This window comes from Exiguobacterium sp. s191, from assembly GCF_018618955.1.
In the GTDB taxonomy this organism is placed as follows: Bacteria; Bacillota; Bacilli; order Exiguobacteriales; family Exiguobacteriaceae; genus Exiguobacterium_A; species Exiguobacterium_A abrahamii.
Window position 1 is genome coordinate 1 of the sequence record NZ_JACSNC010000007.1, and the last position, 26089, is coordinate 26089.

Here is a 26089-nt window from a genome sequence, read left to right on the forward strand (position 1 = left end):
GTTTTTGTGACCGAAGTCACGATTGACGAAGCTTGCGCTTCATTCGTTTTTGTATTCCGTAGAATACGATTTTTGCCTCATCGTTCAGTTTTCAAAGTTCGTCGTGTCGTTTTCAGCGACTTTAATATCTTAACAAGTTATCAACCCGATTGTCAACAACTTTTTTGATATTTATTTTTGTGTGTCACGACCATTCGCGGCACAAGAAGTAATATACCATGGCTTTTTGAATCGTACAAGCATTTTATTAGAAAAACATTTAAAAACTTTTAATTACCCGTTTTTCGACTCGTTTATCCCTGTGTTGACTTCAAAAAGAATGCTCCGTTCCTTCTATACAGTATAGAAAGAACGGAGCTCCACTCATTAATTTTGTTGGTGACGCATCGTTGGGAAGAGTAATACATCACGAATCGATGGCGCATTCGTCAACAACATGACGAGACGATCGATCCCGATCCCAAGACCACCCGTTGGCGGCATACCGTACTCGAGTGCTTCAATGAAGTCTGTATCCATTTCATGTGCTTCATCGTTTCCTGCTTCTTTTTCGACGAGTTGTGCTTCGAAGCGTTCACGTTGATCGATTGGATCGTTCAATTCCGTGAAGGCATTCGCATGCTCACGACGGACGATGAATAATTCAAAGCGATCCGTAAAGCGTGGATCCTCTGGATTTTTCTTCGCAAGCGGTGACACTTCAACAGGATGACCATAGACGAATGTTGGTTGAACGAGTGTTTCTTCTACTTTTTGTTCGAAGAACTCATTCAAGATATGCCCCGTCGTCATGTGTGACTGAACTTCAACACCGTGTTCATGTGCTAGTTCGAGGGCACGTTCGTTTGAAATCTGTTCAAAGAAGTCAACACCTGTCGCTTCTTTAACGAGATCGACCATGTGTGCTCGTTTCCAACCGACAGATAGATCAATGACGTCTTCTCCGTAAGTGACTTGTGTCGTACCGAGTACTTCTTGTGCGACGTGAGCGATCAGATTCTCTGTTAAGTTCATGATGTCTTTATAATCCGCATACGCTTCATAGAGTTCGATCATCGTAAACTCTGGGTTATGGCGTGTTGAAATTCCTTCATTACGGAACACACGACCGATTTCGTAGACTTTCTCAAGTCCACCGACGATCAAACGTTTCAAATGGAGCTCGATCGCAATCCGCATGTAAAGCGTCATGTCGAGTGCATTATGATGCGTGATGAACGGACGAGCCGATGCTCCACCCGCAATCGTATGCAACATTGGTGTTTCGACTTCCAAGTATCCGAGGTTATCGAGATATTGACGAATTCCACGAATGACTTTACTCCGCGCGATGAATGTCTCACGTGATTCTTGGTTCGTAATAAGGTCGAGGTAACGCTGACGGTAGCGTTGCTCGATATCTTTTAATCCGTGATATTTATCCGGAAGCGGACGTAATGCTTTCGTTAATAACGTAAATGCTGTGACGTGAACAGAAAGTTCACCAACATTCGTCTTGAACACATATCCTTGAATTCCGACGATGTCGCCTAAGTCACATGTCTTATAGATCTCATACGCCTCTTCGCCGACGTCATCTTTACGGACATACAACTGAATTTGACCTTGCACATCCTGAACGTTCGTAAAGCCGACCTTCCCTTTACGACGTGTCGTCATGACACGCCCCGCGATGGCAACTTCCGGTTTCAGTTCAGCCAATTCTTCTTTTGTATGCTCACCAAATGATGCACGAATGCTCTCAGTATCCGTCGAACGTTCAAAACGTGCGCCGAATGGATCGAGACCTTGTTCACGCATGGCGTTCATCTTACCGAGACGCACCTGCATTTGATCGTTCATTTCCATATCCTGACTCACTGTCTTCACTCCTTTTAATAATGGTTCACGACGATTCTCTCGAATAAAAAGCTGTCGGAATGACCGACAGCCCTTTTAGAAAACCGATACGCTCATCTTCAATGCAACTAGCGTACCACAAAACGACTCTGTCCGACTATACTTTACCTGTTAGGCATATGCTACGTCTTCTTCGAGTGTCTGCAAGTACTGCTGTAACAGTTCGACGAGTCCTGCGTGTGTGTCGATATTGAATAACGCATTGCGAACGCGACCGTTCCCCTTCATTCCTTTCAAATACCAGGCGACGTGTGTCCGCATTTCGCGTACGGCGAGTTCTTCTCCCTTTAGCGCGACTAGTCGTGTGGCGTGCAAGAGACAGATATCAATCTTCTCACGCGCCGTCGGTTCTGCTGGAAGCGTTCCTGATTCGAGATACTGGATCGTCTGATACAACATCCACGGGTTCCCGAGAGCTGCCCGTCCAATCATGACACCGTCGACGCCGATCTCATCAATCATCCGTTTCGCATCTTGCGGCGTCTGAACATCTCCATTTCCGATAATTGGGATGTTGACCGCTTTTTTCGCTTCGCCAATGATGTTCCAGTCTGCGACCCCTTCATACTTTTGCGAACGTGTCCGCCCGTGGATGGCAACGGCTTTCGCACCACCCGCTTCTGCCGCTTTGACATTATCAACACAATAGATGTGATGACTGTCCCAGCCGGTCCGCATCTTAACAGTAACGGGTTTATCGATCGCTTGCGTCACCGCATGGACCATTTCATATACCTTATCCGGATCAAGCAACCATTTCGCTCCAGCATCACTTTTCGTGACTTTTGGGACCGGACAGCCCATGTTGATGTCAATGATATCGGCATTCGTGTTCGCTTCGACATATCGTGCCGCTTGAACGAGTGTCTCTTTTGAACCGCCATAGATTTGAAGGCTGAGCGGTTTTTCCCGCTCATCCACGTACAGCATCTGTAGCGTCCGTTCGTTCTCGTACAAGATCCCTTTATCGCTGACCATCTCCGCACAGACGAGTCCCGCACCGAATTCCTTTGCAATTAACCGAAACGCCGGATTACAGACGCCTGCCATCGGTGCCAAGATGACTTGATTCTTCAGTTTGACATCACCAATGTTAAATTCCATTATTGTTCCTCCGCTTCTAAAAGCCCACCTAACCGTCGTACACCGTTTCGTTCTGTCTCTGGTAACTGCTGATACAACTGCTCGACGCTTTGTCCAAGACCGGGTATGACGCATGTTGCTGCGAGTTCACGTAATGGTGCGAGGACGAATGCCCGCTCTTGCATCCGCGGATGCGGAACGGTTAATCCTTCGAGATCAATGCGTTCTTCCTCATATAGCAAAATATCTAAGTCAAGCGTTCGTGGTCCATTTTTGAACAGACGCTCGCGTCCTTCTAGCTGTTCAATTTCCTGCAGTCGTCTAAGTAAGACAGATGCCTCATCCGTCGTTTGAATTGCGACGACCATATTATAGAATAAATCCTGCTCGAGATACCCGACAGGTACCGTCTCATAAATGGAAGAGGCCTGCACATCATGAACAGACGGTAACGCTCTCAGGCGAGTAATCGCTGCTCTTAAGTGAGCCGCCTTATCGCCGATGTTCGAGCCGAGTGCAATGTAAGCTTCCTTCATGCATAGTCCTCCCGAAGGCGATTGATCTCGACCGCCACATGTTCATAATGACCGGCAATCGGCGGATCCGGTTTGATGACCTTGATCGACGCTTCTTGAATTCGTTCGTCTAACGCAAATACTGCTTTTGCAATACGGTCCGCCAAGGCTTCGACGAGTTGGAGCGGTTCTCCTTCGACGACACGTTTCGTCGCTTCATACAATTCGGCGTAATTGACACTTTTCGTCAAATCATCCGTCCGACCGGCTTCTGCCAATGCAAGTCCGATCGATAAGTCGACATTGAAGCGTTGACCGAGTTTTGTCTCTTCTGCGAATACACCGTGGTACCCATAAAAACGCATTCCTGTTACATGAATTCGATCCACCGTTATTCCCCCTTCGTCGCAGCCAACATGATGTCCATCATCTGCGCTGCCCGTTTGACTTCTTTGACGTCATGCACACGCATCCAGTCACATCCTTGTTGAATCCCATAGCAAACCGTCGCAATCGTTCCTTCGAGTCGTTCTTCTGTCGGTAATCCAAGCGCGAGACCAATCATCGATTTACGGGATGTTCCGAGTAAAACCGGATACCCGAAGTCCGTTACGATCGATAGATGACGCATCAGGTACAAGTTCTCTTCATGCGTCTTCATGAATCCAATCCCCGGGTCGAGCCAAATGTGCTCTTCCGCCACGCCTGCCTGTTTTGCTAACCGAATTGATTCCTCAAGGTCAGCTCGAACTTCTGCCAGCATATCTGTCCCATGCGCCGTCTCCCGGTTATGCATCAAAATGATGGGTACTTTATACTGCGCAGCAACGTTGACCATCGAACGATCGCCCCACTTCGAGCCCCAAACATCGTTGATGATGTCCGCTCCCGCTTCAATAGCAGCTTTTGCGACGACAGGTTTGTACGTATCGATCGACACCAGTACGTTCAGCTCTCGTTTGATGCGCTTGATGATCGGTAAAACACGGGCGAGTTCTTCTTCGACTGATACGAACGCTGCACCCGGCCGTGTCGACTCTCCACCGACATCGATCGCATCTGCTCCATCCGCGACGAGCTGACGCGCTTGCCGCATCGCTTGCTCGACATCGACATATTGTCCACCGTCCGAAAAGGAGTCCGGTGTCACGTTCAAGATACCCATGATGTAAGTCATCGTTGTTCTCTCCTTGTCGTCACATGTTCGACGGATTGATCGAACAGCGTCATGATTTGTGCATATCCTGTTCCGTTGATTCCAGGGAAAGGGCGTCCGTCAAGTGACGAAATCGCGACCGCTTCCTGAACGGAATTCGTATAGATGATCTCATCTGCTTCTTCGAGCTGCGGTAAATAAGCCAAGCGTTCTTCGACCGGTACATGTTGCATGAGAAACTGACGGGTAATCCCGTTCAGTGCACCGGTTTCAAGCGGTGACGTATACCATGTACTTCCGTAACGCCAAAAGATGTTTGACGTAACGCCCTCACAGACATGACCTTCCTTCGTTAAAAACAGCCCTTCTGCTTCCGGATTGAACAATTGTCGTTTCGCCACTAGATTGTTCATGTAATGATGTGACTTCAAGCGGTAAGTCGTCTCCGGCGTACTGCGCGGTAAACGAATCGTCTCGAGTGCACGTTCCGCCCGTTTTCGCGGAGCGATTGGTTTCGCATAGATCAACACGGTCGGCGTGTCGTAAGGATCGATTGATAAACCGATCTCGCGTGGACCGGCAGAGACGTTCAACCGAATGTATAAATCGTTCGCCCCATATGCTGCATATAAATCTTGGATCGCTTGCCGTAAGGCTTCCCGGTCATATGCTAGCTGGATTCCGAGTGCGACACAACTCATCCGTAAGCGTTCAATATGATCATCGAACAAAAACGGATGTCCGTTATAGGTCCGAAACGTCTCGAATACACCCATCCCATAGACGAATCCGTGATCGAGCGGGGAGATGCGTACTTCTTCTTCTCGTTTAATGGTTCCGTCATGCCAGAGATACATAATGCGTCAACTCCAAGAAATTTTTTAACATCTGCTTCCCGTCTCGCGTCAAAATCGCTTCCGGATGGAACTGGACACCGAGAATCGGCAACGTCCGGTGACGGAGTGCCATGATCTCTCCACCGGCTTCCGCCGTCACTTCGAGTACTTCCGGGAATGTCTCGCGTTCAACGACGAGCGAGTGGTAACGTGTCACCGGTGTCGCTTGTGGGATCCGTTCAAAGATACCTTGTCCGTCATGCGTCAGTGGCGAGACTTTTCCGTGCATCAATTCCTTCGCGCGGACGACTTTACCACCGAATACTTGCCCAATCGCTTGATGACCTAAGCAGACCCCTAGTATCGGCACCTTCCCAGCAAAATAAGCAATCGCTTCTAAACTGATCCCCGCTTCATTCGGCGTACAAGGACCCGGCGAGATGACCAGATGAGCCGGTTGCAACGCTTCGATTTCCGCAAGCGTAATCGCGTCGTTGCGAAATACCCGGATGTCTTGTCCAAGTTCGCCAAAATACTGGACTAAGTTATACGTAAAGGAATCATAGTTATCAATCAATACAATCATTGCGTTCCCTCCGCTGTTTCTTTGGTCACCCATAACGCTTTGGCTTTACTAAGTGACTCTTCGTATTCACGTGCTGCGTCCGAGTCCGTGACGACTCCAGCACCTGCTTGGACATATGCCATCCCGTCTTTTGCGACGAGTGTCCGGATCAAGATGTTGAAGATTACATCATCCGCCCAACTGATGAAGCCAAGCGATCCGGTGTAGATTCCGCGCCGGACCGGTTCCAGTTCTTCAATGATTTCCATCGTCCGGATTTTTGGTGCTCCAGTGATCGTACCACCTGGGAACATCGCAGCGAGCACCTGACTCCCCGAGTGTTCCGGAGCTACTTCCCCTCTGACGTTTGAGACGATGTGTTGTACGTGCGAGTATTTCTCGATCACCATCAGCTCATCGACATGAACCGTACCATAACGACTGACGCGCCCTAAATCATTTCGCTCTAAATCAACGAGCATCACATGCTCTGCCCGTTCTTTTTCATTATCGAGTAAGGTTTTCGCAAGTCGTAAATCCTCCGCTTCATCCTTCCCGCGCGGTCGTGTTCCGGCAATCGGACGTGTGGCTAACGCATCGCCGATTTTTTCGACGAGCAACTCGGGTGAGGCGGACACGAGTGTTAAATCTTCATCCGCAAAGTAACCCATGTATGGAGAAGGATTGACTTGTCGTAATACATCATACAAATGTTCCGCTGTCGTCCCAAGCGGTTCTTGTTGGCGGACGGACAAATTAACTTGGAAAACGTCACCGTCCTCAATATAGGATTTAATCCGGTGTGCCGCTGTCATGAACGCTTCCTGCCCGAAAGCCCGTTCTCGCTCACCTGATGAACCAGTCGCTGTAAATTGAGGTGCATCCGTCTCGATGCACCAACGCGCGACTTCCGTTTCAAGAACTCGCTCTGCTTCTTCTGCCGTGTCTCGTGTCACGGCAATGAACAACTGCTTCGTTTCCTCATCAAACACGGCGACTTCATCGTACCAGTAAAATGACAGCTCGGGTGTTTGCAGATCATCCGTCGCTCGCTCCGGTAGTTTTTCTAAATAACGGACGGCATCATAACTGACGTATCCGGCAAACCCACCAAAGAATGGTGGCATTCCATCCGGTCGGATCGATTCACGGTCGACGCGGAGCTGTTCGAGTACATCAAACGGATTCGCCGTCGATGTCTCGACTTTTCCATCTGTCTCAATCGTCGTCGTTCCGTCTTTTGTCCGGACGTATCCGACAGGACGAGTCGCCGCCATCGTATACCGGCCGATTCGACCGCTTTCGAGCCAGACGTGTCCCGTTGTGCCATTCGTCTGTTCAACATATCGATTGTAGAATTGTTCTTTCGTCCATGGTACTGCTTTGTATTTCGTCTGTCGCATACGCGTCCCTCACTTCACACTATTCTGCTCTCATTATACGCAAAAAAGTACACGGAAGCCGAATGACTTCCGTGTACGTCCAGTTGATTACTTCGATTGGTCTGCTTCTTCCTCGATTTGATACAGCGGTGTACTTAAGTACCGCTCTCCATTCGAAGGAATGATTGCGAGAACGTTTTTCCCTTTACCGAGACGTTTCGCTGTCTTGAGCGCCGCTGCAATCGCAGCACCTGACGAGATACCACCTAAGACACCATTCGTCTTCGCTGCTCGGCGTGCGTGATCGAATGCTTCTTCCGTCGTGATTTGCTCGACACCATCATAAATCTCTGTATCGAGAATCGACGGCACGAATCCAGCACCGATTCCTTGCAGTTTGTGCGGTCCCGGTTTACCACCTGATAAGACCGGTGAATCCGTTGGTTCGACGGCAATGATTTCAATACCTTGGAAAGCATCACGTAACACTTTACCAGCACCGGTGATCGTTCCACCCGTTCCAATTCCCGCGATGAACGCATCGAGTTGCATGCCTTCGAACGCTTCGACGATTTCAGGACCTGTCGTTTTTTCATGAACGACTGGATTGGCACCGTTATTGAATTGTTGTGGCATGAAGTAACCGTGTTCTTCTGCTTCCGCTGTCGCGCGAGCGATCGCACCCTTCATTCCTTCAGGTCCCGGTGTCAAAATCAATTCTGCACCATAGGCGCGGAGCAACGTCCGGCGCTCCATGCTCATCGTTTCCGGCATGACGAGGATGGCGCGATATCCTTTCGCCGAAGCGACCATCGCTAGTCCGATCCCTGTGTTCCCACTTGTCGGCTCGATGATCGTGTCTCCTTCTTTGAGTTGACCCGCTTCTTCTGCGGCCTCAATCATGGATAGCGCGATCCGGTCTTTTACGCTTGATCCAGGGTTCATGTACTCCAATTTCAGATACACATCTGCATCCTCAGGACCCGTTAGATGATGTAACTTGACGATCGGGGTGCGACCGACTAAATCTAATACTGAATTCGCAATACGCATGACCATTCCTCCTCATTAGTGAACCGCTTGAATTCCAAGTAATCCGATAAACTAATTATCAGCGGATTGGATGAAATCTGTCAATCAAAGCGTTTGACTTCCGGCTTTTTTCCATCCTTCGTCTGGCGTTCGACCGCTTCTTGAATCAAACGATCAATCGTCTGTTTTTCCTGTTCCGTTCGCATCGTCTGATAGACCATCGCGCGCGTGATTTTCTCATCACCGACTTCGGCGACGACATCCTCGAGCGGACCACCGATGCTGTCTTGAACGATTTTAGGAGAATCGACCTTTGGGAGCTCACCCATGAAAGCGTAAGCACCGGTCATGAAATTCGTCAACATTAAGATGAAGATCAACATCCACAAGTACTTAGGTTGTACATTCCCCATATTAGATCCCTCTTATGCTCTTTCGAGTGATTTTTCGCGAAGTTCCTCTAATTCTGGAACATCATAGTGATAATGCTCTGAACAGAAGTGACAAACAGCTTCCGCACCACCATCTTCATCAATCATCGCTTGAATCTCATCTGGTCCAAGAGCGATGATCGCTGTCGCTAATTTGTCACGGTCACACGTACATTCGAATGATACTGGAATCGTATCAAGATGTTCGTAGTCACCGAGAACGAGTTCTAACATTTCTTCTGGTGTTTTTTCCTCACCGACGAGAATCGAGATCGGTTTTAGGGCTCCAACACGTTTTTCGAGTGCTGCAATCGTCTCTTCCGATGCACCTGGCATCAATTGAACGATCAAGCCACCTGCTGCGATGACTGATTCGTCTTCTGGATAAACGAGAACGCCAGCCCCAACGACCGACGGGCTTTGTTCCGATACAGCGAAGTAATACGTGAAGTCTTCGCTGATCTCACCTGTTTGAATCGGCGATTGACCACCGACGAAGTCACGCAACCCGAGGTCTTTGATGACAGAGATGTTTCCGCGACCGACCGCTTCACCGACTTTTAGTTTCGTCAGACCATCTGCATTGACATACGTATCCATCTCGACGCGGGGACGACTCACATATCCACGTACGACACCTTTTGCGTCGGCATCGACGATGATTTTCCCAATCGGTCCATCGCCTTCGACTTTTAATGTGACACGTGTATCGCCTTTTTGCATCGTACCCATCATTGCACCGATCGTCAGTGTCCGACCGAGCGCTGCTGTGACGACAGGTGTCGTCTGGTGGCGCAGTTGTGCTTCATAGACCGTCTTCGTCGAACGGATTGCAAACGCACGGACTTCTCCATTGAAGCCTAACGCCCGTACTAAATAGTCATCTTTTAATTGTGCTAATAATTCTTCACGTTTCATCTTGATTCCCTCACTTATTTCGTTCGTAGATAATCCGTAATCCATCTAACGTCAAGAATGGATCGACGACCTCAATCATCGTGGATTCCTCGCTGATTAATCGGGCTAAGCCGCCGGTCGCAATGACCTTCGCTTCTCCCATTTCTTCTTTCATCCGGTGAACGAGTCCGTCCACCTGTGCCACATATCCGAAATAGGTCCCCGACTGCATCGCATGGATCGTATTCCGTCCGATGGCTGACTGCGGTTTCGCGATTTCGATTCGCGGCAATTTTGCTGCCTTATTATAGAGTGCCTCGGTTGCAACCATCACACCGGGTGAGATGATGCCGCCGTAATACCGTTTTTGTGCATCGATGTAACAATACGTCGTCGCTGTTCCGAAATCGACGATGATCATCGGTCCCTCGTATTTCGCCGTCGCCGCTACTGCGTTGACGATTCGATCGGCTCCCACTTCCCGTGGATTATCGACTTTTAAATCCAGTCCTGTCTTGATTCCTGGTCCAATCAAGAACGGACGGCGTTTAAAGTAACGCACACACATATTTTCTAGTGGAAACACGACGGGGGGTACGACAGATGATAACACGATTCCCTCGATTTCTTCCACGTTTAGCTCTGCGTCACGGAACAACGCTTTGACGAGCATACCGTATTCGTCCGTCGTCCGTGTCCGGTCTGTCGCAATCCGCCAATGCTCAATCAACTCTTGTCCCTGATAGACACCTAAGACGATATTCGTATTTCCGACATCGATGACTAAAATCATTTGCTTATTTCCCCGCTTCTTCTCGATTTTCATGCTTCTATATTCCGTTGTTTCACGATCGGAATAATATACGTTGTGATTATACCATGCTCATATGGTCACACCTACCGATGTGTATTCGCTCGGTCTGCCACAAAAAAGAACGGATTCGATATCAATCGAATCCGTTCCATCCGTTTACACTTGATCGTCGCGACGCGGCGTGTCTGGTGTATCCGTATCTACATTTTTCCCTTCGTCAACGACTGAACCCATTTGCGTTGGAGACTGCGTCGGTTGATCAACAGTTGCATCTGTCGATTCCGGTGCTTTCTCTTCTGCTTTTGGAGTCGTTGCTTCTGGTTCATGTTTTTTGTATTCGCCCGTCTCTAGGAGATGGTGAATTTGTTTTTGATCAAGTGTTTCGACTTCAAGCAACGTCGTTGCAATCAAGTCGAGCTGATCGCGCTTCTCAGTCAGGATATCTTTCGCTTTTTGGTAACAGCGGTTGATGATCGCTTGGATTTCCGTATCGATCTCGTGTGCGATTGCATCCGAGTAGTTCTGTTCGTTTTGGAAATCACGTCCGAGGAAGACGTTGCCACTTTGACCTGATCCAAATTGAAGTGGTCCGAGTTTTTCACTCATCCCGAACTCCATGACCATTTTCCGTGCAAGACCTGTCGCACGCTGGAAGTCATTGCTTGCCCCAGTCGAGACTTCTCCGAAGACGATATCCTCTGCGACACGACCACCGAGCAATCCAGTAATCTTATCTTCGAGTTCCGGCTTCGTCATGAAGTAACGATCTTCTTTTGGCAACATGACGACATATCCACCCGCGTTACCGCGAGGAACAATCGTTACTTTGTGTACTTCATCCGCATCGTCGAGCGTGACACCAATGATCGTATGTCCTGCTTCGTGCCATGCGACAATCTTTTTCTCTTTCGGCGAGATGATCCGGCTCTTCTTCGCTGGTCCTGCGATGACACGGTCAATCGCTTCTTCGAGATCAACGATCGAGACTTTATCACGGTCTGAACGTGCTGCAACAAGTGCTGCTTCATTCAGAAGGTTCTCAAGATCCGCACCTGAGAATCCAGGTGTCCGCTGTGCGATAGCTTTCAAATCAACCGTTGAATCAAGCGGTTTGTTCCGCGCGTGAACTTTCAAGACTGCTTCACGACCGACGACATCTGGACGGTCAACCGTGATTTGACGGTCAAAACGACCTGGACGGAGTAAGGCCGGGTCAAGAATATCAGCACGGTTCGTTGCTGCGATCATGATGATACCTTCGTTTTCACTAAATCCATCCATCTCAACGAGAAGTTGGTTCAATGTCTGCTCACGCTCATCATGTCCACCACCGAGACCTGCGCCCCGTTGACGACCAACAGCATCGATTTCATCGATGAAGATGATACATGGTGCATTTTTCTTCGCGTTTTCGAACAAGTCACGGACACGTGATGCCCCGACACCAACGAACATCTCAACGAAGTCAGAACCTGAAATCGAGAAGAATGGTACGCCAGCTTCACCAGCTGCGGCACGTGCGAGCAACGTCTTACCTGTACCTGGAGGACCTACGAGGAGGACCCCTTTTGGAATACGGGCACCGAGTTTCGCGAATTTACGCGGATCTTTCAAGAATTCAACGACTTCGACGAGTTCTTGTTTTTCTTCGTCTGCGCCGGCTACATCATCAAACGTGATCTTTTTCTTCTCTGTATCATAGAGGCGTGCCTTCGATTTCCCGAAGTTCATGACGCGACCGCCACCACCGCCACCTTGTGCTTGATTAATCAAGAAGAAGAAGAGGATGAAGATGATGATGAATGGAACGATCGTCGTCAGTAACGCGATCCAACCACCATTCGTTTCTGCTGCCTTGAAGTCCAATTTGACTCCTTGGCTTCTGAGTTGCGTATAGAGATCCGTTAGTTCCGTATCAACAGCCGGTACGACCGTCTCATACGTCGAATCTTTTTCACGCAAATCTCCTGTCACATTATACGTCTGCCCTTCATATTGGAAGGTAGCCGTCTTGATTTCACCTTTTTCAACAGACTCGACAAACTGTGTGTAATTGATTTCTTTGCTTTTGTTCACTGGACTCTGCAAGTATTGCAGAAACAAGATCAAAGCTAGAAAAATGACCCCAAACACGAGGGTATTCTTCACTGCTCGGTTCATCTTATGCCTCCTCTCCGCATCCATCTCGTTTTTCTAGTGGATGAATACGAATCCTGGCGCGACAGGGCGCGCTTTGTAATTGGTTTCATCTTATCATGGGACAGACGAGATTAAAAATAATTAGCCGCCGTAGACTGCAGGTTTCAAGACACCTACATACGGAAGGTTACGGTATTTCTCTTCGTAATCCAGACCATAACCGACGACGAATTCGTGTGGAATGACGAAGCCGCTGTAATCTGCGTGCAAGTCATTCTTCCGTCCTGTTGGTTTGTCGAGCAACGTCACGATCTTAACGGACTTCGCTTTCCGGTACTTGAAGAGGTCGACGAGGTAGCCAAGCGTCAATCCGCTGTCGATGATATCTTCGACAATCAAGATGTCGCGTCCTTCTACCGATGTGTTCAAATCTTTTTCAATCTTGACTTCACCTGTTGATGTTGTCCCACCGTGATACGTTGAAACGTCCATGAAGTCCATTTCAAGGTGCATATCCATCTTTTTGACAAGATCAGACATGAACGGCATTGCGCCTTTTAAGACACACACAAGCAACGGAAAACGATCGTGATAATCCGCTGTCAATTCGCCGGCGAGTTCGCCCACTTTATTTTGGATCTCTTCTTCTGAAATCAGTACTTTTTCCATATCGTTCATCAAGGTCATGCTAGGTATTCCTCCTCCATAATAAACACTACATTACCATTCTATCATTAAATAAGATTTTGCGAGGAGTTCAAATGACCCGAATATTGCAATTCGATGTCCAATGACGGCTAAAATCACTCCATTTGCATCGACGACGACCGGAACCTGTTCTCGGAGATAACGTGGAACCTTAGCATCAATCAGAATTCGACTGACTTTTTTCGAACCCACAGCAAGCTGAATCCGATCTCCTGGACGTGGCGGACGCACCGTCAACGGGAACGTAATCGCGTCCAGCGGGATACCTTGGTTTCCGATTGAGAAGCGAACCATTTGTTCACCATAATGATACGTTCCCAAATTCTCCCCTACTTGAAACGGTAAATCGTCATTCATTGACCGTATCACACGATCCTGCATCAAAAAGCCATATGCACGTCGCATCCTCCAGTTTCCATAATACACTTCGTCCGAGCCCTTATCCACCCGAAGCCACATGATGAAGTGACGAATCGTTTCTGAAGAAAACGTTTCTCCCGTTAGTGTCGGCAAGACAAGCCGCTGTAAATCCGTCGGTAATTCTAAAATACGTGCTACCGGAATTCCGTTCGCTTCCTTACACCGGTCGAGATAGGTCGCGACGAATGTCGCCTGCTCACGCATGATTTGCTGTCGCGCATGTGCTGCCGCTGCTGTTGCTTGTTCAAACTCTGGCCGCATTTCTCGAAGTGGCGGCACAATCGTATGCCGGATTTGATTACGCAAATAAGTAGTTTCTGCATTTGACGCATCTTCTCGCCACGGAACTTCATGTTGCAACGCATACTCGCGTAATGTTTGCTTCGATTCATGTAGCAACGGTCGATGCAACCAACCGTTACCAAACGGACGAACGACGGGAATACCATCAACCTGCGCTTCTCCACGAATGAGCTGAATGAGTAGCGTCTCAATTTGATCGTCTTGATGATGGGCGAGAATCAGACGCGAGCGCCCGGTCTCTTCCATGATTCGTTCAAAAAACGCATATCTCTCTTCGCGACAAGCTGCTTGAGAGCTCGTACGTCCTATCCATTCTAAACGCGTCATGAAAAAAGATATCTTTCGGGCCGTTGCCCACTCCTTAATAAAGCGTGCTTCTTCGTCGGACGCCTCTCGTAATCCATGATGCACATGCGCAATCGCGATATCGTAGCCCTCTTTGTACAACCGATCGACGAGTACCATTGAATCACAACCTCCCGAAACACCTACTAAAAGTGGTTCGAACGGCACACCTTCCATAGCGACTTCCCCCTTTCCGTTAAAACCTAAAAAAAGCTATCTCTATATAATAGAGATAGCTTTTGAGAATGACCCGTACGGGATTCGAACCCGTGTTACCGCCGTGAAAGGGCGGTGTCTTAACCGCTTGACCAACGGGCCAAAAAAATATGGTAGCGGCGGAGGGAGTCGAACCCACGACCTCACGGGTATGAACCGTACGCTCTAGCCAGCTGAGCTACACCGCCATATTTTTAACTCGTGCGTCTTAAGCACATTTTCTATAATACGGGCAGGTCAAATGAAAGTCAACGCTTTTTCTAAAAATAATTTCAAAAAAATAAAAGATGGAATGAACGGCGTCATTCCATCTCTATTCTTATAAAGAACAGGTCAGCAAGTTATTGACGTTTTGCGCCGCGTCCGCCACGTTTTGAATCCGTTTGACGTTTCAATGTAGCAAGACGATCTTCACTATCTTTCAGGAAACTAGACATCAGCGTATCGAACGATTGTTCTTTGCGCGGTGGTGGTGTACCACGGCCGCCTTTGTTGAATCCTCCACGGTTACCGCCTCCACGTGGTCCTTTGTTATCGAACGAACGTGGTCCACGATCTTGTCCTGCTGGACGTGGTCCACGGTCGAACTGACGTGCAGGACGAGGACGTTCGCCTTCTGGACGATCGACGGCTTTTTTGATGGAAAGACCGATCTTACCATCGTTTTCAACACTTAAGACTTTGACGGTGATTTCTTGACCAACCGTCAACACATCATTGATGTCTTTAACGTAAGAATCTGCCACTTCACTGATGTGAACAAGACCAGTTTTCCCTGTTGGTAACTCAACGAACGCTCCGAAATTCGTGATGCCTGTTACTTTCCCTTGCACTTTGCTGCCTACTTCAATCGACATAAATTGTATTGCTCCTTTTTAGTTGATTCGTTTCTTATTATACGAGTGATTCATTCTTTTTTCAATCAATCGGCAACCTTCAATTAGTCTTCCGGTGAAAAGTAGAAGATCGTTTCCCCTTTTTTCGAATAGAGCAACTCGCTCCGAGCTAAGTTCGCTACATACTCTTTATCATTGAGACGATTGATTTCTTCCTTCAGACGGGCGGTCTCTTTTTTTGCTTTCGTCTGCTCCTGTTCAGCGACTTGAAACGACTGTTTTTGTTCAGCGATCAATTGTCGTTTTTCCATGTATGACCACCCCATGAGGGAAAAGATGAGCAAAAAGACGGTCAGACACAAGAAAAAGCGATTTTTGAGGCGTCGACGGTTTTCGATGGCATTCTGACTCAACTGCTTCTTACGGTCATTGAGCGGCTTGATCTTTGGCGCTGGACGCCCTGATTCGAGCGGTGTTGGCATATCATCCCTCCTCTTTCTGAGTGGTCATCCCTGACACTCTTTAGTATACTTCCTTTTTCAGGTAAATTACATCGATTCTTCGGAATTCACCTTTTCTTCACGGATGATCTCATACATATCAGACGCTTCTTCTTTTTTGGCATGTTCTTTAATGCTCGAAATCGCAACTGTGACGATCTTGTTTCCGAACCGGATCGTCATCTCATCACCTGCTGCTACCGTGCTACTTGCTTTCGCCACATTACCATTGATCGTGATGCGACCTTGATCGGCTACTTCTTTGGCAAGCGTCCGTCGTTTGATCAGACGCGATACTTTTAAAAATTTATCAAGTCTCATGACTGTTCCTCCTGCTTCGCTTGATGCCAGAGTGAATCTTGCTCTTCAAGCGTCATCTCAACGAGCGGTCGGTCCGCTAGTTGTTCCATTCGCGTAAAGCGACGGATGAATTTATCATTCGTCTGTTGTAGCCCCTCTTCTGCCGAGAGACCAAGATATTTTCCGACGAGCGTCATCGAAAATAGAACGTCTCCGAATTCACCTAGTCGTTCTTCTGGTGTGGCTTCCTTCAATTCACGTAACTCTTCGATTACTTTTTCAAGTGCACCCTCGACGTCACTCCATTCAAAACCGACTTTCGCCACTTTCTTTTGAATATCTTCTGCGCGCATCAAGGCAGGTGCTCCTTTCGTCACGCCATCGAGCAAGGAAGTCCGCTCCGGTTTTTCTTGTGCTTTGATGTCTTGCCAGTTCGAAACGACGTCTGCTGAAGAATCGACAGTCGCTTCCCCGAAGACATGTGGATGGCGACGAATCATCTTATCACTGACACTTCCGATGACGTCTCGAATATCAAAATACCCTTCATCTAGACCAATTTGTGCGTGGAGCATGACCTGTAAGAGGACGTCTCCTAGCTCTTCTATCATTAAGTTATCGTCCTGAAGGTCGATTGCTTCCAGTAATTCGTAAGATTCTTCGATTAAATGACGTTTTAAGGACTCATGCGTCTGCTCTTGATCCCATGGACAACCACCTTCACCGCGTAATCGCGCGATGATTTCTTTTAACGTCGCGAAGTCACGGTTCAACGTCTGCTCATCCGTGACAGGCGGAACATAAACTGTCGTCAAGTTACTAAGCGTCGTCACATGATCGAGTTCATACAACGGCACGCTTTGGACGGTTTGTTTGCTTGTCCCCGCTGCCGTGACAAGAGTGACCAAATGTTCGTCCGGATAACGTTCCATCAGCTGAACCTTTAAATCACCGGCGACGAGCGCATCATAGACTTGTCCAATCAGCAGATGTTGACGGATCTGTGCTTCATCGACGGCAAACGCCGTCGCATCAAGCAACTGGAATCCTTCAATCGGATCCACGCCAAGCGCCGCGAACATCGGATCAAGAAAACTTTGTCCGCCTACAACGTCGATCGCGTCTGTCCGCTCTAATAACTGTTGGACGGTACTCTCAGCGACCAGTGGATGACCTGGGACGGCATAGATGATGTCCGTCGTCTTTGAGAGGCGAAGCAATTCCTCAACGATTTCTGTGTATACGTCTTCAAACCGACTATGTCGTTCGTAAACCGAGTCAAATGATGTAAAGTTCATTCCCTCTGCTGCGAGTTCTGAAACGACTGGATGATCAATTGTCCGTAAATAGACAGGCTGTGTCGTGTTTTTTAATAATCGATAGATGCCAAACGGCAATTGTTCGAGTTCGCCGACGCCAAGGCCGACGATCGTGATTCGGTGTGTCATATACTCCTCCTACGTTGGTACATCTGATATAACTTATCTCCTAAAGGCAATAGCGCCCACTCTTGTTCTGTTAATGCACGGACGCGTAATGCCATACTGCCATAAATGATGGCACCACCGATGACAAGGACGCCGACTTCGAGTGCCGCACCGATTCGTGTCTCAAGCTTAAACAGCTGGAAGAACGTTTCGATCAGATACAGAAACACACTCATGGCGAACACAGGTAAGACCAGTCGTCGGTAGAACGCGTTTCCTGCCGATACGCGACCGAACTTCCGGTTCAATAAAATCCATTGTGCTGTCGCCATGACGGCAAAACCGCCAAATGTCGCCATACCCGCCCCGATCATACCATATCGGGGAATGAAATAGAGATTCAGAACGAGCTTCGCCCCTAATCCGACAAGAACACCAACGAGCGCATATTTTTCAGCATCGACCGACTGGAGACAAGAGATGATCATCATCGCAATCGAAGCGGCAAATGCCGTCGCCGCGAGCCAAATCAACCCTGCTGTTCCCTGGTCATCTTGATATAACGCAATATTGAGCGGACGCATCACACCCATTAGTCCGATTGTCGCTGCAGCGGCAATCAACAGACCGGAACGGAGTAATGTCTCGAGTTGTTGACGCATCATCTGCGGATCATGCTTTCGATATGCGGTTGATAAGGACGGAACACTCGCAAGACTCATCGATGTCGCAAAGAGAATCGCGAATTGCAGTAACGGATACCCACGGTCTAGCACCCCTTTTTCAATTTTCGTCTCCGTCGTATTACCAAGTAGATTGACGAACGTCAATCCATCGATCAATTGCATCAGCAATAAAGCAAGTGAGGCGATACTGACCGCCACCCCGCTTGTCACGAGCACTTTCCCGACTCGTCGTACGTGAATACCTGAAAACACAGGGCGACCGATCTTCCCTTTCGCAAAACGTAATAGGACGAATAACGAAACGATGCTGCCGCCAATCGCTGTCAGATGGGCACTGGCACCAATCCAGTAAGGGTCCGCCTGCATCGAGACGCCGATATAGGTCACGAGCAACAAGAGTCCGACACGGACGGTATTTTCAGAGACTTGGGATACAGCCGTCGGTCGCATCTCGAGATCTGCTTGAAACATGCCTCTAAGAACGGCAATCACCGGTAGTAAATAAAATGTACACGTGACAGCTCGCAACGGAACAACGAGTTTGTCGTCCCCAAACCAGCCCGCGAGTGTCGGGGCAATCCACCATCCGAGCAGACCAAAAAAGACCGTCATCGCAAGTAAGACATAAAAAATCGACCAAAGGACTTCCCGTTTCTCATCTGGGTGGTGAAGCGTCAACTTCGCCACGATGACGGGCAGCGCATAAATTCCAAGCGCTGCCGCTATCGCGAATAAGGGATAGACCGTCTGATAGACATACAATCCGAAATCACCAGCAAGGTTCTGATACGGAATCCGGTAAAAGAAGCTGAGCAGTTTCGAGATATAACTAGAGATCGCAAGCAGTGCTGCGCCTTGCGCAATCGTTCGTCTATTCATCGTGCGACGAGCCGACGATCAAGCTCTGCTAGCAACTGTTCTGCTTGCATCGTCATCTGTTGCGTCGACTGTTTATTCCGGTTCAGGGTCAAGACGAGTTTCTGTTCTTGTTGTCCCATCCCTAGACCACGTCCAAGCGGAACGGTCCATTTAACGAAGTCCGCCACGTCAAGCTGCTGTGTTGCTTGAAGCGACAAGACGATCTCGATTTTCGGATCAGTTTGTTTGACGCGCTCGACACGCGCTCGTTCAGCAAAAATCCGCATCCGCGTTAATTGGATCAAACGAGCAACCTCATCAGGGAACTCACCGAATCGTTCGAGCATCTCTGTTTCAAGTTGTTCGAGACTATCGACGGTATCGACATATTTCAAACGTTTATAAAACTCGATTTTCAGCTCGGAGTCCGTCATGTAGTGTGATGGAATATACGCATCAAGACTGAACGTGAACTCAGGTACGAATTTCTGGACGCGTTTTTTCCCTTTCATCCGTTCTTTGCGTTCTTCAACCGCTTCTGCGAGCATCTGCGAATAAAGATCGAAACCGACGGAGTCGATGAAGCCCGATTGTTGGGAACCGAGTAAGTTCCCGGCACCACGAATCGATAAGTCGCGCATCGCGATCTTAAAGCCGCTACCGAGCTCCGTGAATTCCTTGATCGCCTGTAGACGACTTTCTGCTACTTCCGTCAATCGTTTTTGCGGACGGTACGTAAAGTACGAATAAGCAACGCGACTTGATCGACCAACACGACCGCGCAATTGATACAGCTGCGATAAGCCCATTTGATCCGCGTCATGAACGATCAACGTATTGACGTTCGGAATGTCGATTCCTGTCTCGATGATCGTCGTACTGACAAGAACATCCGCGTCCCCTTCGAAGAACGCGATCAACTGACTCTCGAGTTCGGTTTCCGTCATCCGACCGTGCGCCGTGACAATCCGTGCTTCCGGTACGAGCGCGCGAATCTCTTCTGCCTTTCGCTCGATGCCTTCGACCCGGTTATACAGGAAGAACGCTTGTCCACCCCGCCCAAGTTCTCGTTCAAGTGCTTCTCGCATGACGATTCCGTCGTATTCCATGACATACGTCTGGACCGGATAGCGGTTTTCAGGTGGGGTCTCAAGGACCGAGAGATCGCGGATCCCAATCATCGACATGTGCAATGTCCGTGGAATCGGTGTCGCCGTCAACGTCAAGACGTCAACGTTCGTCTTCAACTGTTTCAGACGCTCTTTGTGTTTCACGCCGAATCGTTGCTCTTCATCAATGATCAACAATCCGATATCAGCGAACTGAACGTCTTTCGACAGCACACGGTGTGTCCCGACGACGACATCGATCGTTCCCTCTTTCAATCCTTGTTTCGTCGCCTTTAATTCTGCTGGCGAACGGAACCGGCTCATGACCGACACACGAATCGGCCATTCACTGAATCGCTCAAGCATCGTTTCGTAGTGTTGTTGCGCAAGGACGGTCGTCGGTACGAGTAACGCGACTTGTTTTCCAGACATGACCGCTTTGAACGCCGCTCGAATCGCAACTTCCGTTTTCCCATACCCGACGTCGCCACATAATAGACGATCCATCGGACGCGGACGTTCCATATCCTTCTTGATTTCAGCAATCGATCGCAATTGATCGACCGTTTCCTCATACGGGAACGAAGCCTCGAATGCTTGCATGTTATCGTCGTCCTCTGGGAACGCAAAACCGACGGCAGCCTCGCGAGCCGCATAAAGCTTGATTAATTCGTCAGCGATATCCTCGACCGATTTTTGGACCTTCGCTTTGACCTTTTTCCATTCCGTTCCACCGAGTTTATAGATCTTCGGCTCTTTTCCTTCAGCGCCGACATACTTTTGAATCAAGTCGATCTGATCGACAGGAACATACAACGAGTCCTCTCCCGCGTAAACGAGATGGAGATAATCCTGATGATTACCGGCTACATCAATCGTCTTGATGCCGTGGTACCGCCCAATCCCGTGATGAATATGGACGACGTAATCGCCTGTCTTCAATTCTTGGTAACTCTTGATCCGTTCAGCGTTCGTCAGCTTCGTCGTTTGCTTCCGGCGACGCGCCGGTTGCTTGAAGACTTCTTCTTCCGTGATGACGACGAGGCGCGCATTCGTCATCTCGAATCCACCATGGATTCCGCCAATCAGAATCGCGGGTTGACCACGAGTGATGCCTTCTTTTGTTACGATCGACGCTTCGACCCCATAGTCGGACAACGTCTGACGCATCCGCTCGGCACGTTCTCGGTTACTCGCTAAGAAGACCATCCACATGTCCGCGCGACGATATCGCTCGACTTCTTGCTTCAGGCGTTCCATCTGACCATGGAACGGTGCAATCGGTTTGATGCTGAAATGGATTGCCGCACTTTCTGGTACTCCACTCCGGCGAGTCGGTAAGAGCGAGAGGTACAACAAGGGCTGTCCTTCAAAGACATGTGCCATCGGAACGGACAGGACGTAATCACTGACACTTTGTCCGCGTTCAATGAGAGACGCCATCCATTCTGCTTCCTCTGCATCCTGGACTTCCGCCGCTTCTTCGACCCGTGCGACTTCATCGACGACCAAGACGCTTCCCCTCACGTCTTGACGTAGCGTCGACGTGTAGAGGATCGGTGCATACTTCGCGAACTGTTTCGGACGATCGCCGTTTTCTAACAACTCGACGTCATAGGCGATTCCCTCTTCAAGTGCCGCGAGGACCTCCGTACTTTGGACGCGCTCTTTCGTCGCCTCATAAAGACGACGGACTTTTTCACCCGCGTCCTTCAACTGATCCTTCGTCGCGAAGTGTTCCGCTGCTGGCATCAAACATGCTTCTGCGACGACACCGAGCGAACGTTGGGTCTCCGCATCGAATGTATAGATCGAGTCGACTTCCTCGTCGAATAGATCGAGCCGGTACGGGCGTTCGACCGTGAGCGGATAAATATCGATGATACTTCCGCGAACAGCAAACTCACCGGGCGTCGTCACGGTCGCTGTCCGTTCGTACCCCGCATCGACTAAATCTTGGACGAAGTCCGGAATCGATAAGATGTCGCCCGGCTTCACTTGTTTGACGTGTGACAGGAATGTCTGTGCATCCGGAACATATCGACGTAAACCGACGAGCGGAATGATCAAAATTCCGTCATCCGTCGTCAGTAAACGATGACGGGTCTCGATCCGCGTCGCCCGCAGTTCTGGACTTGCGCCATAAGAAAGTTCTGCTGCTAACGTCTCATCGACCGGATAGAGCATGACGTCTTCTTCCGGTACGAGTTCAATCAAATCATCGTACAGTTTTTGTGCTTGGAACATATTATGTGTCACGAGTACGAATCGACGTTTCGTCTCCTGATAAATCCCGGCTACGAACAATGCTTTCCCACTGTTCATCAGACCGGTGATCAACTGAGCGTTGACACCGTCCCGGAAACGTTCCCGAACCGTCTTGATTTCAGGAATCGCTAGTAAGAGTTCTTGTAATTGTTTCATCTTCTTCCTCCTAAAACACGACAGCAAAAACGCTTTGGAACCCCAAAGCGTTGCGTTCAGTTATACCGATTCATCAAAGCGAGAAACGGTGTGTCTATGAAGTCCGTCGCTACATCGACAGACGCATTGAGTACGTGTTGCAGACTTCCTTGCTCCGCCTTCGAAAAATTCATTAACACCCAGTCAATGACTTGGATGGGTGCCGGTGGTCGACCGACGCCGAGCTTAAGGCGCTTGATCTCCTGCGTACCGAGGTGCTGGATCAACGACTTGACGCCGTTATGACCGCCTGCACTACCTTTTGAACGCAACCGTAGTTTCTCAAGCGGCAAGTCCAGATCGTCATAGATGACGAGCACATCTTCGACCGCGATTTTATAGAAATCAAGTAACGGTCGCACCGCTTCACCTGATAAGTTCATATACGTCAATGGCTTGACGAGCACGACACGTTCTCCGTTTATCATTCCCGTTCCGAAGAGGGCTTTAAACTTCGATTCTGAAAGCTTGATCCCGTGCTTCTCCGCTAAGGCATCAATCGCAAGAAAACCGATGTTGTGGCGCGTGTTCGCATACTTCGCTCCAGGATTCCCTAATCCGACGATACATTTCATATCGATTCCTCATTTCTATTTAAAAAAGTAAACGAACAAGGGTCCGATTTCAATAAACCGGACCACGTCGTTCGTATGCATCAAGCAATCAGCTGAAGAGCGGGCTGATTGATTTCTGTTCGTGTACACGGATGATTGCTTCTGCAAGCAAGCGTGCCACAGAGATTTGTTTGATTTTGCTTGCACATTCGCGTTGTGTCAAGTCGATCGTGTTCAAGACGACGAGTTCTTCGATCGCTGAGTTCTCGATTCGCTCCATTGCTGGACCCGAAAGAACAGGGTGTGTACAACATGCATAGACTTGTTTCGCTCCGTTTTCGATCAAAGCGTTCGCTGCAAGTGTGATCGTACCCGCTGTATCGATGATGTCATCGATGATGATGGCAATCTTGCCATCGACTTGACCGACGATATTCATGACTTCTGCGACGTTCGGTTTCGGACGGCGTTTGTCGATGATCGCGATCGGTGCTTTTAATTGTTCTGCTAATTTACGTGCCCGTGTGACACCGCCATGGTCTGGAGAAACGATGACGAGTTCGTTTGGATCGATGTTCTTTTTCTCGAAGTATGAAGCGAGAAGCGGTACACCCATCAATTGATCTACTGGAATATCGAAGAACCCTTGGATTTGTGCTGCATGGAGATCCATCGTCACGACGCGTGTCGCCCCTGCTACTTCAAGCAAGTTCGCAACGAGTTTCGCCGTGATTGGCTCACGTGAACGTGCTTTGCGGTCTTGACGCGCATAACCGTAATATGGAATGACGACGTTGATTGTCCGTGCAGACGCCCGTTTCAGTGCATCGATCATGATGAGAAGTTCCATCAGGTTTTCGTTGACTGGTTGGCTTGTCGATTGAATGATGTAAATATCATCCCCTCGGACACTTTCTTCGATGTTCATCGAAATTTCGCCATCACTGAAGTGTTTGACTGAACTTTCGCTGACCGGGATTCCGATGACTTTAGCGATTTCCTCTGCCAGTGGTTTGTTCGAGTTGAGTGCGAAAATACGAATTTCATGTTCTAAGACAGTAGACATGTGTAGGTGGCCTCCATTTGTTTGGGTTTAGACGAGTAGAGCGACAAGTAATGAATTAACGATAATCGGGTTTCGTCGTTTGACGTTCCCGTGCGATCGCGAGACCGTTTTCCGGCACATCATCCGTGACGGTTGATCCGGCAGCAACAAGGGCATTCTTGCCGACCGTGACCGGTGCGATCAAGTTGACGTTACAGCCGATGAAGGCATCGTCCTCAATGATCGTCTGGAATTTATTTTTCCCATCGTAGTTGACCGTGATTGATCCACAACCGAGGTTGACGTTCTCTCCGATCGTCGCATCTCCGACATAGCTCAGGTGGGCTGATTTGCTACCTTCGCCAAATGTTGATTTTTTGATCTCAACGAAGTTTCCGACGCGTGTGTTCGCACCGAGAACCGCTTGCTGACGTAAATGCGCGAATGGACCGACTTGTGCCGCCGGACCAATCTTGCTATCCGTGACGACGGATTGACGAACAATGGCACCATCTGCCACTTCACTATTGCGGATATCCGAATTCGGACCAATCGTACATTCTGAACCAATGACCGTGTGACCGAGTAATTGCGTTCCCGGATAAAGAACAGTATCTGAACCAATCGTGACGTCCGGTCCGATATACGTCGAAGACGGGTCAACGAATGTGACACCCTGACGCATCCAGTACTCGTTCGTCCGCTTACGCATCGATGTTTCCGCTTGCGCAAGTGCGACGCGATCGTTGACACCGATTGTCTCTTCGAACGTAGGTGCCGCGTACGCTGCGATTGTTTCGCCTGCTGCTTTTGCAATCTCAATCACATCTGGTAAGTAATACTCACCTTGCGCGTTATCGTTCTTGACCTGCTTCAGCGTCGCGAACAACATCTCGTTATCAAATACATACGTACCGGTATTGATTTCCCGAAGTGCAAGCTCTTCTGCATTCGCATCCTTATGCTCAACGATTTTCGAGACGTTTCCATCTTCGCCACGCACGATTCGTCCGTAACCTGTCGGATCGTCAGCGAGTGCCGTCAAGACAGTCACTTTTGCGTTCGTATCCGTATGATGTTGTAACAATGAAGACAGTGTCTCGCTCGTCAAGAGTGGTGTATCGCCACAGACGACGAGTGTTGCTCCCTGTTCGTTCCCGAGTACGGGTTCTGCCATTTGAACAGCATGACCTGTGCCAAGCTGCTCACTTTGAAGTGCGTATTCCACCGATGTGCCAAGCACTTCTTTGACGGATTCCGCACCGTGACCGACGATGACGACCTGTCGCTTGACGCCGAGCGTCGCTAATTGATCGACGACGTGCTGTACCATAGGTTTCCCAGCGACTGGGTGAAGTACTTTGTAAAGCTTCGATTTCATCCGAGTTCCTTTACCCGCTGCTAGAATTACCGCGAAATGATTCATCCTTGTCGCTCCTCCACGTAAATTAGTGTTGATTTCGTTCTGAAATAGTACACTCGTTCCAACTATAACGAAAATGGCATCGTTATTCAATGATGGGACGAAGCGGAATCGAGGAAAAAACGAGAAAAAAGACAGGTTTTCCCA

General features: G+C 48.9%; 24 protein-coding genes and 2 tRNA genes. All 26 read right to left on the reverse strand.

Going from position 1 to position 26089, the window contains the following annotated elements:
* Window positions 1-366: 366 nt before the first annotated feature.
* The 26 genes from lysS to glmU all read right to left on the reverse strand — a co-directional run bounded on the left by lysS (window position 367) and on the right by glmU (window position 25945).
* Window positions 367-1848 carry a lysine--tRNA ligase gene (lysS, locus tag KNQ09_RS16975; RefSeq protein WP_214772669.1) on the reverse strand — a complete coding sequence of 494 codons (1482 nt, stop codon included), beginning with the start codon at window positions 1846-1848 and terminating at the stop codon, window positions 367-369.
* 162 nt (window positions 1849-2010) lie between these two features.
* Window positions 2011-3003: a tRNA dihydrouridine synthase DusB gene (gene dusB, locus KNQ09_RS16980; protein WP_023466575.1), complete on the reverse strand. Its 993-nt coding sequence runs from the start codon at window positions 3001-3003 to the stop codon at window positions 2011-2013.
* Window positions 3003-3518: a 2-amino-4-hydroxy-6-hydroxymethyldihydropteridine diphosphokinase gene (gene folK, locus KNQ09_RS16985; protein WP_214859119.1), complete on the reverse strand. Its 516-nt coding sequence runs from the start codon at window positions 3516-3518 to the stop codon at window positions 3003-3005. Before folK ends, dusB begins: the two co-directional genes overlap by 1 nt.
* On the reverse strand, window positions 3515-3886 hold the full coding sequence (folB, locus tag KNQ09_RS16990) for a dihydroneopterin aldolase (protein ID WP_023466572.1): 372 nt from the start codon (window positions 3884-3886) through the stop codon (window positions 3515-3517). The genes folK and folB overlap by 4 nt, the downstream gene beginning before the upstream one ends.
* Before the next feature lie 2 nt (window positions 3887-3888).
* Window positions 3889-4674 (reverse strand): dihydropteroate synthase, encoded by a 786-nt coding sequence (gene folP / locus KNQ09_RS16995; protein WP_214859120.1) that lies wholly within the window; start codon window positions 4672-4674, stop codon window positions 3889-3891.
* Entirely contained in the window at window positions 4671-5510 is an 840-nt protein-coding gene (locus KNQ09_RS17000; RefSeq protein WP_214859121.1) for an aminotransferase class IV, read from the reverse strand. The genes folP and KNQ09_RS17000 overlap by 4 nt, the downstream gene beginning before the upstream one ends.
* Window positions 5494-6075: an anthranilate synthase component II gene (locus KNQ09_RS17005; protein WP_214859122.1), complete on the reverse strand. Its 582-nt coding sequence runs from the start codon at window positions 6073-6075 to the stop codon at window positions 5494-5496. Before KNQ09_RS17005 ends, KNQ09_RS17000 begins: the two co-directional genes overlap by 17 nt.
* Complete coding sequence (locus tag KNQ09_RS17010; RefSeq protein WP_214772659.1) at window positions 6072-7457, reverse strand: anthranilate synthase component I family protein; 1386 nt, start codon at window positions 7455-7457, stop codon at window positions 6072-6074. The genes KNQ09_RS17005 and KNQ09_RS17010 overlap by 4 nt, the downstream gene beginning before the upstream one ends.
* A gap of 87 nt (window positions 7458-7544) precedes the next feature.
* On the reverse strand, window positions 7545-8489 hold the full coding sequence (gene cysK / locus KNQ09_RS17015; protein WP_023466565.1) for a cysteine synthase A: 945 nt from the start codon (window positions 8487-8489) through the stop codon (window positions 7545-7547).
* Window positions 8490-8569: 80 nt separating this feature from the next.
* Window positions 8570-8881: a SurA N-terminal domain-containing protein gene (locus KNQ09_RS17020; RefSeq protein WP_023466564.1), complete on the reverse strand. Its 312-nt coding sequence runs from the start codon at window positions 8879-8881 to the stop codon at window positions 8570-8572.
* 12 nt (window positions 8882-8893) lie between these two features.
* Window positions 8894-9817, reverse strand: coding sequence for an Hsp33 family molecular chaperone HslO (gene hslO / locus KNQ09_RS17025; protein ID WP_023466563.1), 924 nt, complete (start codon window positions 9815-9817; stop codon window positions 8894-8896).
* Window positions 9818-9827: 10 nt separating this feature from the next.
* Window positions 9828-10589, reverse strand: coding sequence for a type III pantothenate kinase (locus KNQ09_RS17030; protein WP_029343061.1), 762 nt, complete (start codon window positions 10587-10589; stop codon window positions 9828-9830).
* Between the two features lie 177 nt (window positions 10590-10766).
* Complete coding sequence (gene ftsH, locus KNQ09_RS17035; protein WP_050677371.1) at window positions 10767-12770, reverse strand: ATP-dependent zinc metalloprotease FtsH; 2004 nt, start codon at window positions 12768-12770, stop codon at window positions 10767-10769.
* Between the two features lie 120 nt (window positions 12771-12890).
* Window positions 12891-13436 carry a hypoxanthine phosphoribosyltransferase gene (gene hpt, locus KNQ09_RS17040; protein ID WP_023466560.1) on the reverse strand — a complete coding sequence of 182 codons (546 nt, stop codon included), beginning with the start codon at window positions 13434-13436 and terminating at the stop codon, window positions 12891-12893.
* Between the two features lie 33 nt (window positions 13437-13469).
* Window positions 13470-14702: a tRNA lysidine(34) synthetase TilS gene (gene tilS / locus KNQ09_RS17045; protein WP_214859123.1), complete on the reverse strand. Its 1233-nt coding sequence runs from the start codon at window positions 14700-14702 to the stop codon at window positions 13470-13472.
* Window positions 14703-14771: 69 nt separating this feature from the next.
* Window positions 14772-14843 (reverse strand) — tRNA-Glu (locus KNQ09_RS17050).
* A 9-nt stretch (window positions 14844-14852) separates the two neighbouring features.
* Window positions 14853-14929: transfer RNA gene (locus tag KNQ09_RS17055), tRNA-Met, on the reverse strand.
* Window positions 14930-15082: 153 nt separating this feature from the next.
* Entirely contained in the window at window positions 15083-15598 is a 516-nt protein-coding gene (locus KNQ09_RS17060) for a S1 domain-containing RNA-binding protein (RefSeq protein WP_023466558.1), read from the reverse strand.
* Window positions 15599-15681: 83 nt separating this feature from the next.
* Window positions 15682-16059, reverse strand: coding sequence for an FtsB family cell division protein (locus KNQ09_RS17065; RefSeq protein ID WP_023466557.1), 378 nt, complete (start codon window positions 16057-16059; stop codon window positions 15682-15684).
* 66 nt (window positions 16060-16125) lie between these two features.
* Window positions 16126-16398 (reverse strand): RNA-binding S4 domain-containing protein, encoded by a 273-nt coding sequence (locus KNQ09_RS17070; protein ID WP_023466556.1) that lies wholly within the window; start codon window positions 16396-16398, stop codon window positions 16126-16128.
* Window positions 16395-17825 carry a bifunctional methyltransferase/pyrophosphohydrolase YabN gene (gene yabN / locus KNQ09_RS17075; RefSeq protein ID WP_214859124.1) on the reverse strand — a complete coding sequence of 477 codons (1431 nt, stop codon included), beginning with the start codon at window positions 17823-17825 and terminating at the stop codon, window positions 16395-16397. Before yabN ends, KNQ09_RS17070 begins: the two co-directional genes overlap by 4 nt.
* Window positions 17822-19369, reverse strand: a complete 1548-nt coding sequence (locus tag KNQ09_RS17080) for a putative polysaccharide biosynthesis protein (protein ID WP_214859125.1) — start codon at window positions 19367-19369, stop codon at window positions 17822-17824. The genes yabN and KNQ09_RS17080 overlap by 4 nt, the downstream gene beginning before the upstream one ends.
* Window positions 19366-22881: a transcription-repair coupling factor gene (gene mfd / locus KNQ09_RS17085; RefSeq protein WP_214859126.1), complete on the reverse strand. Its 3516-nt coding sequence runs from the start codon at window positions 22879-22881 to the stop codon at window positions 19366-19368. Before mfd ends, KNQ09_RS17080 begins: the two co-directional genes overlap by 4 nt.
* A 56-nt stretch (window positions 22882-22937) precedes the next feature.
* On the reverse strand, window positions 22938-23495 hold the full coding sequence (gene pth / locus KNQ09_RS17090) for an aminoacyl-tRNA hydrolase (RefSeq protein WP_023466549.1): 558 nt from the start codon (window positions 23493-23495) through the stop codon (window positions 22938-22940).
* An 88-nt stretch (window positions 23496-23583) separates the two neighbouring features.
* Window positions 23584-24540 carry a ribose-phosphate diphosphokinase gene (locus KNQ09_RS17095; protein ID WP_012368955.1) on the reverse strand — a complete coding sequence of 319 codons (957 nt, stop codon included), beginning with the start codon at window positions 24538-24540 and terminating at the stop codon, window positions 23584-23586.
* 55 nt (window positions 24541-24595) lie between these two features.
* Window positions 24596-25945 carry a bifunctional UDP-N-acetylglucosamine diphosphorylase/glucosamine-1-phosphate N-acetyltransferase GlmU gene (gene glmU, locus KNQ09_RS17100; RefSeq protein WP_214859127.1) on the reverse strand — a complete coding sequence of 450 codons (1350 nt, stop codon included), beginning with the start codon at window positions 25943-25945 and terminating at the stop codon, window positions 24596-24598.
* Window positions 25946-26089: the final 144 nt, after the last annotated feature.